Source organism: Paenibacillus sonchi (assembly GCF_016772475.1).
Taxonomy (GTDB): domain Bacteria; phylum Bacillota; class Bacilli; order Paenibacillales; family Paenibacillaceae; genus Paenibacillus_AQ; species Paenibacillus_AQ sonchi.
The window spans coordinates 1318543-1336781 of the sequence record NZ_CP068595.1 but is presented as its reverse complement, the minus strand read 5'-3'; the positions used below and the strand labels follow the sequence as shown (position 1 = coordinate 1336781).

The 18239-nt window shown below is 45.5% G+C and carries 18 protein-coding genes and 2 pseudogenes; all 20 read left to right on the top strand.

Translation table 11 applies throughout. The annotated features are described in order from the left end of the window. Positions 1–42: 42 nt before the first annotated feature. The 20 genes and pseudogenes from JI735_RS06210 (at position 43) to JI735_RS35375 (ending at position 17763) form a co-directional block, all read left to right on the top strand. Positions 43–1200 (top strand): sensor histidine kinase, encoded by a 1158-nt coding sequence (locus tag JI735_RS06210; protein ID WP_025703624.1) that lies wholly within the window; start codon positions 43–45, stop codon positions 1198–1200. 4 nt (positions 1201–1204) lie between these two features. Continuing rightward, on the top strand, positions 1205–1927 hold the full coding sequence (locus JI735_RS06205; RefSeq protein ID WP_020428493.1) for a response regulator: 723 nt from the start codon (positions 1205–1207) through the stop codon (positions 1925–1927). A 228-nt stretch (positions 1928–2155) separates the two neighbouring features. Continuing rightward, positions 2156–2587, top strand: a complete 432-nt coding sequence (locus JI735_RS06200; RefSeq protein ID WP_051051500.1) for a glycosyltransferase family A protein — start codon at positions 2156–2158, stop codon at positions 2585–2587. A 548-nt stretch (positions 2588–3135) separates the two neighbouring features. Beyond that, positions 3136–5156: pseudogene (locus tag JI735_RS37720) on the top strand (DEAD/DEAH box helicase). Between the two features lie 20 nt (positions 5157–5176). Continuing rightward, positions 5177–6031: a ComFC family protein gene (locus JI735_RS06190; protein ID WP_157771231.1), complete on the top strand. Its 855-nt coding sequence runs from the start codon at positions 5177–5179 to the stop codon at positions 6029–6031. 169 nt (positions 6032–6200) lie between these two features. Continuing rightward, a complete protein-coding gene (locus tag JI735_RS06185) occupies positions 6201–6608 on the top strand; it encodes a TIGR03826 family flagellar region protein (RefSeq protein WP_039832692.1) in 408 nt (135 codons plus the stop codon). Positions 6609–6714: 106 nt separating this feature from the next. Next, positions 6715–7002, top strand: coding sequence for a flagellar biosynthesis anti-sigma factor FlgM (flgM, locus tag JI735_RS06180; protein ID WP_020432287.1), 288 nt, complete (start codon positions 6715–6717; stop codon positions 7000–7002). 12 nt (positions 7003–7014) lie between these two features. Beyond that, positions 7015–7515, top strand: coding sequence for a flagellar protein FlgN (locus JI735_RS06175; RefSeq protein ID WP_020432289.1), 501 nt, complete (start codon positions 7015–7017; stop codon positions 7513–7515). Between the two features lie 17 nt (positions 7516–7532). Further along, positions 7533–9113 carry a flagellar hook-associated protein FlgK gene (gene flgK, locus JI735_RS06170; RefSeq protein WP_039832688.1) on the top strand — a complete coding sequence of 527 codons (1581 nt, stop codon included), beginning with the start codon at positions 7533–7535 and terminating at the stop codon, positions 9111–9113. A 21-nt stretch (positions 9114–9134) separates the two neighbouring features. Continuing rightward, positions 9135–10042: pseudogene (gene flgL / locus JI735_RS06165) on the top strand (flagellar hook-associated protein FlgL). An 86-nt stretch (positions 10043–10128) separates the two neighbouring features. After that, positions 10129–10578, top strand: coding sequence for a flagellar assembly protein FliW (locus JI735_RS06160; protein ID WP_051051414.1), 450 nt, complete (start codon positions 10129–10131; stop codon positions 10576–10578). Further along, positions 10578–10820, top strand: a complete 243-nt coding sequence (gene csrA / locus JI735_RS06155; protein WP_039832686.1) for a carbon storage regulator CsrA — start codon at positions 10578–10580, stop codon at positions 10818–10820. The genes JI735_RS06160 and csrA overlap by 1 nt, the downstream gene beginning before the upstream one ends. 197 nt (positions 10821–11017) lie before the next feature. After that, positions 11018–11788 (top strand): flagellin N-terminal helical domain-containing protein, encoded by a 771-nt coding sequence (locus JI735_RS06150; RefSeq protein ID WP_039832685.1) that lies wholly within the window; start codon positions 11018–11020, stop codon positions 11786–11788. A 156-nt stretch (positions 11789–11944) separates the two neighbouring features. Further along, positions 11945–12304 carry a flagellar protein FlaG gene (locus JI735_RS06145; protein ID WP_267919181.1) on the top strand — a complete coding sequence of 120 codons (360 nt, stop codon included), beginning with the start codon at positions 11945–11947 and terminating at the stop codon, positions 12302–12304. Between the two features lie 15 nt (positions 12305–12319). Next, positions 12320–13768, top strand: a complete 1449-nt coding sequence (fliD, locus tag JI735_RS06140) for a flagellar filament capping protein FliD (protein WP_039832684.1) — start codon at positions 12320–12322, stop codon at positions 13766–13768. Between the two features lie 20 nt (positions 13769–13788). After that, positions 13789–14178 (top strand): flagellar export chaperone FliS, encoded by a 390-nt coding sequence (gene fliS, locus JI735_RS06135; RefSeq protein WP_039832683.1) that lies wholly within the window; start codon positions 13789–13791, stop codon positions 14176–14178. Continuing rightward, complete coding sequence (locus tag JI735_RS06130) at positions 14175–14513, top strand: hypothetical protein (protein WP_039832682.1); 339 nt, start codon at positions 14175–14177, stop codon at positions 14511–14513. The genes fliS and JI735_RS06130 overlap by 4 nt, the downstream gene beginning before the upstream one ends. 42 nt (positions 14514–14555) lie before the next feature. Then, entirely contained in the window at positions 14556–14915 is a 360-nt protein-coding gene (locus JI735_RS35380; protein WP_233476275.1) for a glycosyltransferase family 2 protein, read from the top strand. Next, on the top strand, positions 14912–16504 hold the full coding sequence (locus JI735_RS06125; RefSeq protein ID WP_233476274.1) for a tetratricopeptide repeat-containing glycosyltransferase: 1593 nt from the start codon (positions 14912–14914) through the stop codon (positions 16502–16504). The genes JI735_RS35380 and JI735_RS06125 overlap by 4 nt, the downstream gene beginning before the upstream one ends. Positions 16505–16809: 305 nt before the next feature. After that, positions 16810–17763, top strand: a complete 954-nt coding sequence (locus tag JI735_RS35375; RefSeq protein WP_233476273.1) for a hypothetical protein — start codon at positions 16810–16812, stop codon at positions 17761–17763. Positions 17764–18239 lie beyond the last annotated feature (476 nt).

The window sequence follows — 18239 nt, the reverse complement described above, 5'->3', positions numbered from 1 at the left end:
GAAAGCCTTTAATACGATCCGATAGAAATGGGGCAAGCATCCGTGGAATTTCAAGCCGATGCGATAGATCGCGTCATTAAGAATACCATCGACGTGATGGAGAGCAGCAAGTATCAGATATTTGAAATATTGCAGGTTGCACGGGATGAGCTTGTTGCACTCACCAAAGAACTGCAGCGGGTTATGGAAGAAACGGATGAAACATTGCAAAAGGTAGATAAGCTGGAGCTTCAGTACCACCGCTCCCGGATCCGGCTGACGGAGGTCAGCCGGGATTTTGTCCGCTACTCCGAGAAGGATATCCGGGTCGCTTATGAGAAAGCAACAGAACTTCAGCTTGAGCTCATGATGACTAGGGAGCGGGAGGTCTATCTTCGGAGCAGGCGCGATGAACTGCAGATGCGTGTCCGCAGTGTCGAAAATTCGGTAGAGCGTGCTGAATCCATCGGTTCGCAAATGAGCGTTGTTTTGGAATATCTGTCCGGAGAACTAGGACAAGTGACTAGAATTGTCGAATCTGCGAAAAACAGACAGATGATCGGACTAAAAATAATCCTGGCTCAGGAAGAGGAACGGAAGAGAATTGCCCGGGAAATTCATGACGGTCCTGCTCAAATGCTGGCGAATCTAGTCCTAAGGACGGAAATTGTAGAAAGAATGCTGGTAAAGCAGGAATTTGGGTTGGTACAGGACGAAGTACTAGACTTGAAAGGGCAGGTAAGGTACAGCCTGGAGGAAATGCGGAAGGTGATCTTTAATCTGCGCCCGATGGCGCTCGACGATTTAGGACTAATTCCGACACTTCGAAAATACGTGCATGATTACGAGGAAAAGACGAAAATCCGAACCTCTTTTGAAACAAGGGGTAAGGAGCACAGGCTGTCATCCGCCATGGAGGCAGCGGTATACCGTCTGGTGCAGGAGGCGTTGTCGAATGCGGCCAAGCATGCTTTTCCAAGTTACGTATTGGTGGAAATCACCTATCAGGCACAGCTGATCAAGATTGTTGTGAAGGATAACGGGTTAGGTTTCAATGTGAAAAAAACCAGTGAACAGGCAAACCGCGAAAGCTTTGGGCTGGTCGGCATGCGGGAACGCGTGGAACTGCTCGAAGGAAGAATGGAGATCCTGTCAGCCGAGAATCAAGGCACAACAATCGTAATTCACATTCCGACGAATGTGGAAAAAGGAAAGGAGTAATGTGATGGAAAACCAGAGTATTGGCAAGTCGCCCATCAAAGTTCTTTTGGCCGACGATCATCAGTTGTTTCGTGAAGGGCTTAAGCGGATTTTAAATATGGAGGAAGATATTGAGGTTATTGGGGAATGCGGTGACGGGATCCAGGTGCTTGAATTCTGCAATGAGAACAAACCGGATATCGTACTGATGGACATCAACATGCCGATTGAAAATGGTGTGGAAGCCACGCAAAAGCTGCGGGAAATGTTCCCTGATGTCAAAGTGATCATTTTATCGATTCATGATGATGAGAGCTATGTGTTTGAAACACTGCGCAAGGGGGCCAATGGATACCTGCTGAAGGATATGGAGGCAGAATCGCTGATCAATGCTATCCGTTCTGTCTGTGAAGGACATGCCTTCATTCATCCGAAGGTCACCGGGAAGCTGATTAACCAGCTGCGCCGCATGACGTACCTCAATGAGACAGGAGCTATTGCAGAAACTGCAGTTAAAGAGGCTGGTGTCAAATTTGTCGCTGGCGACAACAATCCCCTGACCCGGCGTGAAGCGGAAGTACTGCGGCTGATGGCGGAGGGCAAGAGCAATAAGATGATTGGGGAATACCTCTTTATCAGCGAAAAAACCGTCAAAAACCATGTTAGCAGCATCCTGCAAAAAATGGAGGTTGACGATCGTACGCAGGCTGTCATTAATTCGATTAAATATGGGTGGGTCACCCTCTAATCCGCCGCTGGTTTTTGAATATTACATATAATGATTGCAGCTGCCCTGCTGCAGTCAGAGTATTGTTGTTGTACCTGTAAGGATGAAAGGCAGCCCCCTGTATACGTACAGGCTGAATGGATGAAACCGTATATTGTGAGGCAGGAAGGCAGGCGCGGGTCTGCTCTGGGCAGTCACCGACCTTTTATCATCGGCATATAGTGTCGGTATAAGAGGAGGTGTATCTCCATGGTAGCCCAGTTAATATGGATTGCGGCCATCTATGCTATTGCGGTATTACTGGTTCATATTCTGCACAAAGGGGAGCGGGGCCAGTCTGGCAAACGGCTTCATTACATTCTGATCACCCGTAATCATGAATATGTGGTGGAGTGGTATATCCGGGCGCTGACCTTCCATGCTTTGCTGAGCGGAAAGAGGCTTCGGGTAACCTTAATGGATGACGGGTCAAGTGATGCGACGATGGATGTAGCCTTACGGCTTGCCCTGGGCGGTTCGGCACTGGAATTTGCCCCGGCTGTTCCTATCGGCTTTTTGGAATCAGACCGCAAGCTTCAGCCAGGCATCATAGTGGATTTAAGAGAGCCGGGGCAAGCTGTTCCTCTGCCTTTTCTGCAAAAGCCGTGGAGCAAGGGATGCAGATCAAAGCGAGGCGAATAATCATATCATATGCAAGCAATGCAAGAAACGGGTGAAGCACACTCTCCAAATTTGGGGGAGTGTGCTTTTTTGTTATTTTGGGGAAATGTACATTTCAAAAAAAAGTAAGAAGCTAAGAAATCTAGCACAAATAAGCCTGGGTTCTCCTGGCTGCCGTTAATCATCAAAAATCTTGCATGGTATACAACAATGTATGTCTTAAGCAGTCCAAAATGGCGAAGATCTTGTACGTTATACAACACTCTGTGTCCTGAGTGCGCCAAATTAACAAAAAATCCTGCAGATTGTACAACAATATGTTGCCTAAGCACACCAAATTGACACAGATCTTGCATATTGTACAACATATGCGGGCGTGTAGGCATAATCCCTTATCTACCCATTAGTGTGATTGTATTCTTATTTATGGTTCAGCAGGAAGTTCAAGAGCTGAGTTGTGGAGCGGAATCTTCAGGAAGATGATGCAACTTAAGTTTGGTATTCGATGCTGGTTTCGCCCAAGCTGATTCAAAGAAATTAGGATAGCAAAATTTTAGGAGGCGGAGCGATTGCAGGCAGCAGTATACGCAGTAGAGCTTAACGGGGACTGGGAGATTCGGGTTTCACTCGAAATGGATGTAGACAGATTATGGTGGAGCGGGACGGGAGAAGAACGGGAGGGCTGGAATACCAGGACCGCGGACAAACTGGTAATTCTCTCTTCCGCGCTTCCCCTGGGTTGGGCCGTGAAGCTGAGAGAGAGCTGGAGTTCAACCCGAGCCGGGCGGCAATGGCAGGTAGAAGACTGGGGAAAATATATGACAGAGGTTCTTAAGGGAGAGATTGCCGGGGAACGGGCTGCAGGCGGAGGCTGGTGCGAGGAGAGATTATATCAAGAAGTTACTGTCTGTACATTGGTTAATACAGCGAAGGTTATCGCTGTACAACATGGGAAGGCGTATATGGAAGCAGAAAAGTACAGACCGGCGATAGACGCTGAAGTTGGCGGAAGACACCTGGATCTTGGAGCTGCGGCAGAACTATTGGTGAAAGTGCTGGAGGGCCGCTCCCTGCTGGAGCCTGAAGTGGAAGCACTCCTTGCGGAACGGCTTCCCGGACTGGCTGGACAGTGGCGTGCAGCAGCTCAGCTTGCCCAGCTGCAGGGGCGGCTGAGATTGGAGGCCGCTGTGGGTAAAGCGCCTGCGCTTCGCAGCGCAGGCGGTGGCCGGCTTCCTGCCCTCGCCGGCCGCTTCTTGCACGCTGCGGCGCTCCGCCTGCCGCAGCTGCGCCTGCCCCGGCGCGGCGCTGCCGCCCGCCGCGCGGAGCTGCGCTGCCTGCGCTGCGGCAGCGCTGCCACGGGCCGCACGGCCTGCGCCGCGTGCGGCCTTGCGGGCTGCGCCTATTGCGAGGCCTGCCTCGCACTCGGGCGCAGCCGGGCTTGCGCGCTGCTGCTGCGCAGCGCGGCCTCCCCGGCCGTGCGGTGCACGGCCGGGGGTTCCCCACCGTGGCGGCACGCCGGTGGGGGCTAAGCGCGGCGCAGGCGGGAGCCGCCGGCGCTGCGCTGGGGTTCCTGGCGGAGCCGCGGCAGCGCTCCGCCGCATTCAGCCCAGAGCGGTTCCTGCTCTGGGCCGTCACGGGAGCGGGGAAAACGGAGATCACGTTCCCGCTCCTGGAGGCGGTGCTCGCCGCCGGAGGCCGCGCACTCGTCGCAACGCCGCGGCGCGACGTCGTGCTGGAGCTGGCGCCGCGGCTCGCAGGGGCATTCCCGGCGGAGACACTCGCCGTCCTGTATGGCGGCAGCGCAGACCGCTGGACCCCTGGCCAGCTGACCCTGGCCACCACTCATCAGCTGCTGCGCTTCCACCAGAGCTTTGACCTTGTCATCATCGACGAGCTTGACGCCTATCCTTATCATAACGACCCCATGCTGGCATTTGCGGCGGAGCATGCCTGCAAACCGGGCGGATCATTCATCTACCTGTCGGCTACACCGCCGGAAGAGCTGCAGCGTTTGGCCCGTTCCGGCAAGCTGCCGCATGCCAGGGTGCCTGTCCGCTTCCACGGGCATCCATTGCCGGTGCCGCAGCATTTGGAAGTGCCTCCGCTCCAGATATCTTTGAAGCGCGGGGCATTGCCCGCAAAGCTGCTGCAGGCACTTCGCAAATCCTTCGCCCGTGAGGCACAAATCTTTCTCTTTGTGTCGCGGATAGCCCACATTGAAAGATTGCTGGCCCTTCTCCACCAGAGCTTTCCCGGAGCGGCCATGGAGGGCACCTCCTCACAGGACCCGGCAAGAACGGAGAAGGTTGCGGCTTTCCGCAGCCGCTCAATCTCGCTTCTCGTCACCACCACCATACTTGAAAGGGGAGTTACCGTCCCCCGCAGTGATGTGTTGATTATGGATGCGGACAGCAGCCTCTTTGACGAAGCTTCACTGGTGCAGATGGCCGGAAGGGCTGGACGCTCCAAAGAAGATCCGGCCGGAACCGTTATTTTTCTTTCTCCGCAATGGACGAAATCACAACGGGGCGCGGTTGCGCAGATCCGGACTATGAATACGATTGCCCGAAGACAGGGGTACTTAGAATAGGAAGGAAGAAGATGAACTTAATGAGTAGATGGTTGAAGATAACCCACTCTTTGCTGGCTTCGTCCGTTTCGGACTGCCTCATCTGCGGTAAAAAAAGTGGAATTTCCTCAGAGCTTCCGGGAGTCTGCAAGAGCTGTCAAACTTCAATCCCCTGGATTCGCCATCCGCGATGCCCCAAATGCGGCCGCCATGTAGGCTGTCCCGATTGCAGCCGCAGCAGCGACCCGGTTCCGATTGTCTGCAACCGCAGTGCTGTGGCCTACACCAGCGGGATGCGTGAAGTGCTGGGACAGTATAAATATCGCGGGAATGAACGTCTGGCGCCCGTATTGGGATTGATGCTGGATCAGGCCTATTCCATCCTTCAATCAGAACGGGGGCAGATGCCGCGTGATGGAGGTTCTAAGCAACTACATCCATTAATTCCTGCGTTCAAAAGCAAACGCAACCGCTTATGGCAAGCCGATCTGCTGGTTCCGGTTCCCGTCAGTGATTCCCGGTTTGCTGAACGAGGATTCAATCAGGCGGAGCGGCTTGCGGACTTTTTGTCCCGGTGCAGAGGGGTTCCGCAGCTGCCGCTGCTGGTCCGCACCCATCATACCGGCAAACAGAGCTTTAAAAGCCGGGCCGAACGGCTGGCGGATATGAAGCATGCTTTTGCAGTCAATCCGGACCCGGCAGTTGGCTCACAGTTTGCCCATTGGCTTGAATCATCCGGACAAGGGAGAGGGGCACTGCCTTTGCAGATCATTATTGTTGATGATATCTATACAACAGGAAGCACGATCCGTGCCTGTGCGGAAACCATAACATTATTGGCCGCCAGCTTAGGCTGTACTGCGGAAATCTACAGCTTGACCTGGGCCCGATCTTAAATCAAGAATATTCTCCATAGGTATTTAGTATATTTTTGTAAAACTGATATAAACATAACGTATATATAACCGATACTAATCATAGACGAAGCCTCAGCAATCATGTAATCTAGGAGCATAAGATATTTATACGCAGCACAAAATGTATGGAAGGGAGCCGCTGCTGAAAATGAATCTGGATAATTGCCCGCGGTGCGGCCGGTTATACGTCAAAAACATCATGGAGCTGTGCCAGCCTTGTGTTAAGGATTTGGAGCATCAATATGAAATCTGTGTAAATTATTTGCGTGAAAACAGAGGCACCAATATTCAGGAACTGTCCGATGCAACGGAGATTCCGATTAAGGAAATCACCCGTTTTATCCGTGAAGGCCGGATTTCTATAGCGAATGCGCCGAATATGATGTACCCTTGTGAAGTCTGCGGAACCTTGATCCGGGAAGGTCACATGTGCGACAGCTGCCGCAGCCGGTTGCGTAAAGATCTTTCGAATGCAGCCAAAGAAATTGCTCCAGCAGAGGCCGAGAAAAAGCCTGGAGAAGGCGCATACCGGGCCGTTGACAAGCTCCGCGAATAATTAAATCTGTAAAAAAACGCTTGCAGCTATAAAAAATGTTTCAAAGATGGCCGATAAACTTAGTAAAGATTATCGGCTTTTTTATACCAGAAGGAAGGTGGAAGTTATGAAAATTAACGAGACCGGACGTATTAATGCGATTAACCCGTATCAACGCAACGCAGAAACGCAAAGACAGGAACAACTGAAGAAAAGCACACGCAAGGATGAGGTTTCGATCTCTGATGAAGCGATAAAGCTGCTGCAGGCACAGAAGAGCGGGGAAGTTGACGCTGAACGCGCCAGCAGAATAGAAAGCTTGAAACAACAAGTTTCCGCAGGTACCTACCAAGTTGACGCAGCCAAGCTCGCAGCCTCACTCGCCCCCTACTTTAAGCAATCCTCCGAGAATTAGGTGAATCCATCCATGACATTGACAACCTTGCTGGAAGTACTCGAGCGGCTGGACGAAGCACATTTGCAAATGCTGGATCTGGCCGCTGTTAAGAAAGACGCTATTAAGACAAATCAAGTAGATTATCTTATTCAACTTCTTAATAAAGAGTCTAAGCACATGAAGCTGATCGAGCAGTTGGAGGAAGAACGTATGCAAGCGGCATATGCTTTTTTGCAGGGAGTGGGGATACGTTCCAACCTGAATTTGAACCTGACTGAATTGTCCAGGCTTGTATTTGACCCTGAAGAGAAACAGCAGTTATTCCATATGCAGCGTAAGCTGTCCGGCACATTGCAGCGGCTGAAGGAAGCTAATACGCTGAATCAACAGCTTCTTGAACAGGCGCTCTCCTATATAGACTTTTCTATTGAAAGCATGTCTTATTATTCTGAGACAGAAGCTACTTATCATCACCCGGCGGGAAAAACAGCTGGAGTGCAACGCTCCGGACTTTTTGATTCTCGGGCCTAATTTTGGAGGAGTAAAAAATGACCTCAACATTCCATAGTATAGAAACCGCCAAGCGAAGCCTGAACACCCAGACGGCTGCACTAAACACGGCAGGACATAACATTGCTAATGTCAATACAGAAGGATATTCAAGACAAGTCGTGAAGATGCAAGCCTCTCTTCCTATGGAAGCCTATGGTTTCTTGCGCTCTACAGCAGCCGGACAAATGGGCACTGGGGTCGATTTCACGTCGATTGAACGGGTGAGACAGAGTTTTCTGGATGACCAATACCGCAATGAAAGCTCAAATTCAGGAAGCTGGGATGTCAGATTCGACACCTTGAAGAAGCTCGAATCTATTGTGAATGAACCCTCAGATACCGGTATCCGCAAGGTTCTGGATAATTTCTGGAATGCCTGGTCTGACCTGAGTCAGGATCCCGAGAATATTACCAACCGCAAAATCGTCAAAGAAACAACAAAGGCGCTTACAGATGCTATGAATCAAGTCAGCACGCAATTGGATGCTTTGACCACTGACCTGACCAGCAATATTTCTCTAAAAACTACAGAGATCAACTCGCTATTACAGACAGTAGCAGATCTTAATAACAACATTACTAAGCTGGAAGGCCTGGGGGATAATCCTAACGATCTCCGGGACCAACGTGACTTGGCCATCGACAAGCTCTCCAAGCTGGCCAATGTTCAGGTTACCCAGCTCAGTGACGGTTACCAAGTGACTTTGAGCGGTCAATTGGTTGTGACTGGTGATCAGGTAACCGCAGTAACGGCGGATGGACTAAAGGCGGCATACGACGGAGGGACACTTACCGGCGGAGAAGTCTATGGTATGTTTATGTCCCGGGATAAATACGTAACCGATTATAAGAATCAGATGAACCAACTTGCCAATACACTTGCTAATGGCGACATCGAAATTACTTTGCCTGCCGGAACAGTTTTACCGGAAGGAACTGTCCTGAATACCGGAGCCAATGGCACACCTGTTACATATTCGAATGCGAATAATAACCGGACCATAACAGCGGACACCAAAGTAACCGTCAAAGGAATTAATGGATTGCTGCAATTGGGTTACACTGTTAGCGGCGCAACACCGGAGAAAGGGCTAGCACTCTTCACTACCAAGGATAGCGGAGCAATTACAGCGGGCAATATTACGCTCAATCCGTTAATTGCAGCTGACCCTAACAAAATCTCCACTTCTATGCGTGTCACCGGAGTTGGCACCACTAACGAGAAGGTTGTTATCGGAAATAACGATATGGCCCTGATTATGGCAGGGCTAAAGACAGCCAAATTTGATTTTGGATCTGCCTTGTCCACGCCAGGAACCATGGATGATTATTTCGCCTCTATAGTAGGACAACTAGGTGTTCAGACGCAGGAAGCGGAACGCCAGGCGAAAAATGCAGAACAGCTGACAGAGCAAGTGGAATTGAACAGAGCTTCGGTTAGTGGTGTATCACTGGATGAGGAAATGACTGATCTGATTAAATTTCAGCATGCTTACAGTGCAGCTTCCAGATTTATGACCACATTTGACGAGCTTCTAAATAAACTAATTAACGGAACAGGCCGGGTAGGTCTCTAATCTGAGGAAGGAGGGGAATTCATGTCTATTCGCGTAACCCAAGGGATGATGAGCATGCAGACGCTCAGCAACCTGAACAGAAATAACAGTGTTAGAAGTGACTTGGCCGATCAGGCCTCCACCGGACGTAAGATCAATAAACCCTCTGATAACCCGGTGGGTGTGACCTATTCACTGCGTTATAGAGCAGAACTAGCTTCAAATGAGCAGTTTCAGACAAATGCTGATGCTGCTGTTAGCTGGCTAGATTTCACCGACAGCACAATGCAGCAGGCCACAGATGTAATGAAACGTCTAAAGGAACTGACTGTTCAGGCTTCAAGTTCAACCGTCCCGAAGTCCGGGTTGGATGCAATCAAACTGGAAGTGGAACAACTTAAAGATCAATTAGGCAATATTGGAAATGCCCAAATTAGAGGGAAATATATTTTTAACGGACAAAATTTTGACAAACCTCCATATGAGTTATCAGGCACGGTTACCAACTTCGCTCAGATTGATACGGATTCTGGCGCAGTGAAATACGCGATTGGAGATCAGTCGACATTTCAGGTGAACACACCGGGCAGCGAATTTTTTGGGCATCTACAGACAGTGATAATATTTATAAGGTAATGGACGATCTGATTTCAGCACTAGGTAGTGAAAACTACACAGGTATTGCAGCGCAAGCTGGCAAAATTGAATCCAGGTCTACTAAAATGCAAGCAGCACTATCTGAAGTAGGAGCCCGTACTAACCGTGTTGAACTGGTGCAGGGCCGTTTGAATGAACGGGAATTGAATCTGACGACGCTGCAGGCTAAGATTGAGGATGCGGATATTGCTGAAGTAATGATTAAATCTACAACAGCACAGACTATTTATGAAGCTGCTCTAAAGTCCTCTGCTTCGATATTACAGCCCTCGTTGATGGATTTTATGAGATAAGCCTTGATTCTTTGAAATCGAAATGAGAAGCTATGGACACGAAGTCCATAGCTTCTTTTGCTAGTATTCCTAGGAGGATGAGACAAATGACCCAAGATCGTGTACCTCAAGAGATCACTTTAGAAACCAATACACCGGCATATTTCTTTTCTAAAGGCTTGCCCGGCTTCGAACAGTTAAAAGAATTTTCACTGAAGGAACACAACGATATATTTAGTTTGCTGAGTGCAGCAGACCAACCGGAGGTAACCTTCATTACAGTTAATCCATTTGATTTTGTTCCGGATTATGAATTTATTCTGCCGGAGGATACCATTTACGAGCTAGGAGTGAAGGATGAGAAACAAGTTTCTGTACGCTGTATAGTCACCTGGCACAGTGATCGTTCGAAGGTATCGGTCAATCTGCTGGCTCCACTCATTTTTAACACAGTAGACCGTAAAGGCAAACAAATTGTGCTTCAGAACACTACGTACACAACCAAACATCCCTTATGGACAGATTCCCCAAAGACTGATGAAGGCGGTGATTCCTGATGCTGGTACTAAGCCGGAAAAAAGGTGAATCCATTGTGATTCAGAATGATATTGTGGTTACCGTCCTTGCTGTTGAGGGAGATGTCGTAAAGATTGGAATTTCAGCACCAAAGGATATTGATATCTATCGTAAAGAGATATTTGATTCCATTCAGCAGAATAATCAGAGTGCCGTAATGGATCTGGAGTCTGTACAGAAGGCGATAATGAGTATAAGTTACGGGGATAACAAAAAAGGGTGAGCCTTATGACCCAAATATTTGGGCGTAGTTTCAAAGAAAAATACCGAATTCAAGAAAAAATATGAAGTCTACTATTAACAATATCAAGTAGAAGGTCGATATATAATTTAGAGCGGTAATTCTTCAGGGCGGCCGACCTGTGAAGACGCTAACCACATGGATGTGGGAACAATATAATTTCAGGGAGGAAATATCAAATGATTATCAACCACAATATTCCGGCTTTAAACACACACCGCAACATGGGTCTGAACACTAATGCAACTAGCAAAAACATGGAGAAATTGTCTTCCGGTCTGCGCATCAACCGTGCAGCTGACGATGCAGCTGGTTTGTCCATCTCCGAATCGATGCGCGGTCAAATCCGTGGTTTGGAACAGGCACAACGCAATGCTCAAGATGGTATCTCGTTCGTACAAACTGCTGAAGGTGCAATGAACGAAGTATCCTCCATGCTGACTCGTATGAAGGAACTGAATGTTCAAAAAGCAAGCGGAACCTACAGCACAAGTGATAAAGCCAACATTGACAAAGAGTTGGATCAACTGGGTGATCAAATCGACGAAATCATGACGAAAACTACCTTTAACGGTATCAGCATCACAGCTGGCGCAGATATTACTGTTAATGATAAAGCAACTAGTACAATTTCGATTGGTTCAATCACAGTTACTGGGATTACTGGTTTGAGTTCAACTACATCTCTTGCTAATGTAGAAGTAGCAATCAAGAACGTTTCTTCCGAGCGTGCTAAACTGGGGGCAGTTCAAAACCGCTTGGAATATACGTCGAATAACATTGGTACTACTGTAGAGAACTTGTCTGCTGCAGAATCCCGTATTCGTGATACGGATATGGCTAAGGAAATGGTTGCTCTGTCCAAGAACAACATCTTGCTGCAAGCTTCGCAATCTATGTTGGCACAAGCAAACTCCGCTCCACAAGGTATCCTGTCTGTACTTCGTTAATCTTCATAGTTTTTTGGGAAGAGGCCTTGAATTTCAAGGCCTCTTTTCTTTTTCTTATACTCTCCGACTACATATTCACTTCTTATAATCCGATATATAAAGTAACGAACTTGAATTACTAGATGGATGCTCAATACATGTGGGGAGGTATATTCTTTGAGCAACAAAATCGTACCCAGCAATACTCCTGCTGCAGTACAGGGAGTTGTGTTTCCAACGAAGGGCAGCAGTGAAAATGATACCTCATTAAAAAGCAGTGAACTGGCTTTAGAGACAGCAAGTTTGCCTGTTGAAAGAGATCAACTGATTCAACAGTTAGAGAAGGCAATTCGAGCGGTGCAAGGACCGGAGAAAACATTTAAAATATCTATTCATGAACAGACACATGCCATAATGGTTAAGGTGTTTGATAAGCAAACAGGTGATTTAATACGGGAAATCCCACCAGAGAAGTTACTAGATGTAGCTGCAAATATGATGGAGTTAAGCGGACTAATTGTGGACGAAAAGGCATAAAATCAGGAGGTTAATATGAGAATTGGCGGACTGGCATCAGGTATGGATATTGATTCAATGGTAAAAAAATTAATGACGGCAGCCAGAGTTCCTTTGGATAAGCTGAATCAGCAAAAACAACAGTTGGAGTGGAAAAGAGAAGGTTACCGTACAATAAGTACGACCTTGGTTGGTTTTAACGACAAGCTCACTACCTTTGGTAGAACCGATTCTATTAACTCTAAAAAAGCTACTGTTACAGGAGCTTCCAACGTAACTGCTACAGCTACCGGAGCGGCAGCCAACTCAGTTTTGAATATTAAGGTTTCCAATCTGGCAACGGCTTCTTCCGTTGTATCCACAAACGGGGTAGCTAATGCAACGAAAATATCCGAGGTTTACTCTAATGGAGCGGGTAGTATTACCATTGGTACAGCAACAATTAATTTTTCGGCTGATGAAACCATTGATTCACTTGTCAAGAAAATCAATAACGATAAAAATACGGGAGTTACTGCGGTGTATGACACTGCCTCTGGTAAAATGTCTTTTACCAATAGGGAGACAGGGGAAAAGAATATAACATTATCAGGTGATTTGCTAACTAGTCTTGGAATGACTACGGTCAACAAAGGGATGGACGCTGTTGTTGAGATTAATGGGTTAACCACAAAGCAGTCATCCAATAACTTCACGATCAATGGTGTGAACATTTCCTTGAAGGGCGCTACACCTGCTGGAGAAACATCTCAGATCCAAGTGTCCCAGGACGTAGATAAGATGGTCGAAACGGTTAAATCCTTTGTGGAATCGTATAACGCGACAATAGCCACTCTGAACCAAAAAACATCTGAGGAACGTTTCAGGAAATTTTTGCCGTTAAGCGCGGAACAAAAGGGAGATATGAAAGAGGATGAGATCAAACTCTGGGAGACCAAAGCAAAAAGTGGTATGCTCAGAAATGACTCGATTATTGACAAATCACTCAGTGATATGAGATCGGCTATGATAACGGATGTTGTACTTCCAGATGGGTCCAAAATTAATATGACACAAATAGGTATTACAACAGGGAAATACAGTGAAAATGGAAAACTAGTTCTGGACGAAACAAAGTTACGTGCTGCTCTGGATGCTGATCCTGAGAAAGTCTCTGCTCTATTTGGACAAACCGACTATTCAACTAAAACAGATTTTACTCCTAAAGATGGTCTGTTTAACCGTCTGAAAAAAATCGATAATGTTGCTCTAGCGTCTATGTATGAAAAAGCAGGGACTTCGCAGGTGAGTAGTGATTTAACCACTGCTTTTATGGTATCCAGTCAAATGGGCGATCAATTAAGGGATTTTGAAACGAAAATTGCAGATTTAAATAAAAGGCTTACTATGAAGGAAACTCAGTATTATAAACAGTTTACTGCCATGGAAACCGCTATGAACAAGTATAACAGCACTTCCTCAAGTTTGACGAGTATGTTATCTTAATCCAACAAGGAGGAGTTTCTTTGATTACTTCACCCTATCAAAAATATCAACAGACTCAATTACAGACAGCATCTCCGGCGCAACTTCTGTTGATGCTTTATGATGGTGCCATTCGATTTATTCGCATGGGAACCTCCGGTATTGACGAGAAAAATTACGAAAAAGCTAATACGAATTTATGTAAAGCCCAGGCAGTAATTAATGAGCTAATAGCAGCGCTAAACCATGATTATCCCGTTTCCAAAAGTTTGTATCAAGTCTATGAATATATGATTTTTCAATTAATTCAGTCAAATCTCAAGAAAGATAAGAAACCCGCCACTGAGGTGCTTGAGTATCTGATGGAATTACGTGAAGCATGGTATGAAGCCAGTAAATCAATGAATTCAACTGCGGAACAAGCTCAATGAGTACGCTGGAGAAGTATATCAATGAGTTGGAATTGCTGACTGCAGAGATCGTTCGCTCAATAGATCAAATAGGGTATGAACAACTTGCTGCCTTCTCTGAACAAAGAGAGCAGCTTGTTTTTTCAATTGAATCTCAAAAGGGGTTGCTTACAACTGAATATAAGCTCCGGTTGCGGAAATTAAGTGAATTTGATAAGATAATTCTTTCCAAGATGGAGTACTATAGACAGAATGCCAGCGACTGGTTGGAAAAACAAGGGGCCATTAAAGTTCAAAAAAATGCATATACCTCACAGTACGCAGCAAATAGTTTGTTTTTTGACCAAAAGAATTAACTTAAAGGGCTGATTATTTTTATGACGCAACTTAGTGTTTGTATGATCGTGAAGGATGAAGAAGCTCTTTTGTCACGCTGTTTGGAAAGTGTGAAAGGAATTGCTGACGAGATTATTATCGTTGATACCGGATCAACTGATAGAACCAAACAGATTGCGGAAAACTACGGTGCAAAGATCTATGATTACGTATGGTCCAATGATTTTGCTGCTGCCCGAAATGAATCGCTTCGTCATGCTGCTGGAAAGTGGATTTTAGTACTTGATGCGGATGAATATTTGGGTTCAAATGATCATTCGAAATGGATCGAATTTCTCCAGAAGGAGAAGCCGCAGGCCCATCTTGCCTATACACTGCCAGTCATTAATTTTACCGGGAAAAAGATTATCAGGAGGAAATGACGACAGCTCCAGTAACACGTCTGTTTCCAAACTTTAAAGGAATACACTTTGAACGTCCTATTCACGAACAATTAACAAGGGGCGGTAAAGAGAAGTTATTGCATAAAAAAATTTCTCTTGAGATTTATCATACAGGGTATCAGCTTCAACGCGTAACAGAAAAGAGCAAGCATGAACGGAACATGTCGATCTTTAATGAAATGAAGAAGGCTAACAAACTGAGCGCCTACGATTGGTTTACACTTGGTAACCAATATCGCTTTGGAAAGGAGGATGAGGAGGCGCTTCAATGTTATGAACGCGCAGCAAAAGGTGCAACGGCTAAAGAGGCATGGTACTCGCATTGTTTGATGGGACTTATAAGCTTGTACTTTAAGAATGGTCGTTTGGACTCCTCATGGCGCTGGACTGAAAAAGAATTATATAAATATAAGGATTTTTCAGAATATCATACCATTAAGGGAATTCATTTTGAGACCTTGGGTTTTTTTGACGATGCAATAGCATCTTACTTACAGGCAATTAACACCGCAGAACAAAGAGCAAAAAGAAATCAAGAGATTTGGCTTGTTGATCCGATGTACAGTTTCGAGACACCGGTGCAGCAGCTCGTAGATATTTATTTTCGTTTAAATGATAATCAGCAGGCTATATATTGGTTGTCCAAGCTCTTGAATAAAAATAACAGAAATCCAAAAGTGTTATTAAAATTGGTGGAATGGCTGTGTCAGAATGAAGAACCTGCTGCAATAATAGGATTTCTAGATAAAATATATGATGTGAGAAATGAAGCAGAATGTAATCTTTTATTTAAAATATCGCTGGTATTAGGTCAGGCTGAGTTGGTTAATTATTACGAAAAATACCTGACTAAGTTGGATAATATTAATATTCTGGATCAGTTTCGCTACGCAATTTTAACAGATAAACAAGAAGAATGGATGTCCCTTTCAATTCCTGAAGTGAATAATGACGTGGATTGGAAACTTCAGATTTGGGTTCAGATGGTTGTGGGTGCTCTTAAGTGGAATTCCCTTCAAAGACTTCATGAAATCACGCGAATCTTGGATCATGATGATATCACTCAGTTGACTTCAATTGTGGAGAAGCTGTTTTTTGAAAATTCATCTGTGGAAGAAGGATTATTAAAACATTATTCCAGTTCATTGTTTTTAGTTAGCAAACAGCTATTCCTAATAAAAGAGTTTGAGAAATTTGATCAATTTATTCAGCTTTGCAAATTACCTGGTATAATCAACCAACTGGCGAATTATTTTTACACCTTAAACCTAACCGACATGGCCATGAATTACTATAGTATATTATTGTCCCAGAAGGAGCTGGATTTTAATAGTCTAGTAAATCTTGGGTTATATCATGCAAATCAAGGCTACTACTCTGATGCCGTTGAGTTCCTTAATGAAGCGATAGATAAGCAGCCTAAAGCCAAACATCTATATTACTCATTAATACAGCATGCAACTAGGGAACAAAAGCAATACTTTATAGATAAGTTTAACTTGCAATTCCCCGAGTATGGTGGTATTTCATTTGTTCATAACTTTTTAAATAATGCAAAAAAAGCTTAATATAATATTGCTCTAAGACGTATCCAGTGGATGCGTCTTTTTTGATAGGATAACAAACATAAATGGGATCTGCTAGGAGCCATGGAAGGAGGAAGAGCTAGAAATGGCACCTTGGTGAGAAAAAAGAGCTAGCGGACAAAAGACTGCTGTTAGCCAGTAGTATGGAGTTCGAAACCCTTGGATTTCAATCCACATATTTCCTCAACAACCCTTAAGTGTATTGTAAATTTCTGTCGAGAAACAGACTGTTTGTTCGCCTTTATTTAGTGTAAGCTTGATGCATGTATATTAAAGGAGTGGACGAATTGAAGAAGAAGATAGCAGGGTTCTTGGTTTTATGTACGCTTTTGTTTGTGCTTATACCAGGAGCAACAAAAGCAGCAGAACAACCTGTAGGGTTATTGGATGGAGTAACGATGTTAACTGGTTCTAGCATTTCTAATATACTTGGAAACACCACAAAAGTGACCGATAATGACAATACAACTGTGTTTGACATGGTCACTCAAAGATCAGATTCAAGTGTTGTAGACGTACTTGCCTACGTATTTCAAAATGCTCTAACGGTAAGAGGTTATAAAGTTCATGTAACTAATTATGATGCGGGGCCAGTATATATTAAATTTTATAACAGTTCCGGTTCATTGATTTCTCAAATTAATTTGAGCCCTAATGTAGGTGATGATCAAATTCATTACCTACCTAGTCCAATTGAAGGCGTTAAAAAATTTGAGTTATTCCAGCAGGGGAGTACTACATATCATGTTGCTGAGGTGAATTTATACAGTGCGATTCCAGAGCCATCACCAACCGTAACACCGGATGTTACACCAACAATAGAACCAACAGCAACTGCAACGGTAGAACCTACTGCTACACCAGAACCAACTATTGAGCCAACAGCGACACCAACACCAACACCAACACCAACACCAACACCAACACCAACACCAACACCAACACCAACACCAACACCAACACCAACTGTAACCCCGTCTCCGACTCCAGAGCAGCCAACAGGTGACCGAGCGATCTTGGTCGTAACGATGAACACCGGCCTTGAAAAAGAATTTGACCTGAGCATGGATGAAGTGAATTCCTTTATCAACTGGTATGAGAATAAGCAAGCCGGTACAGGGAAGGCATCGTATGCCATTGATAAGCACGACAATAACAAAGGACCATTTACCAGCAGAAAAGACTATGTGATTTTTGATAAGATCCTTACCTTCAGCGTAGACGAATATTCTGCGAAATAGTATTTACACGTTGTTCCAGTAACGAGCACTATACCCTACCAGCAATGGTGGGGTTTTTAATTTTGAGGAGTGAATTATTTGAGTATTATATACAAAGTCCTGGGGAGTGATACAGTGTTCCTCGTCGTAGTCCTGTTACAGTCTAAGGGATGCGTCTGGTTCCGACTGAAGGACGACCCAGAAGGGCGTATAATGGATTAAGGTAGCATAGTAGGATATCCCCAGACTCTATTCAAGATAGCAGGAGTCCAGTTCATCCGGGAGGGATTTGAGTTTAGAGCATATATAAAATAACCCGCCAGGCATGTGCCTGACTTGGTTATTTTTTTCTATTCTACTGTGTGTACTCATTTACTTCAGAGGAGTAGACTCAATTCCAAGTAAGCAACCTTATTCACCTGTTAGGGTGATTTTGTTACTTGGGTAAATGGAAGCAATTACTACATTACTAAATATGCATGGTCTTAATGTTCAAC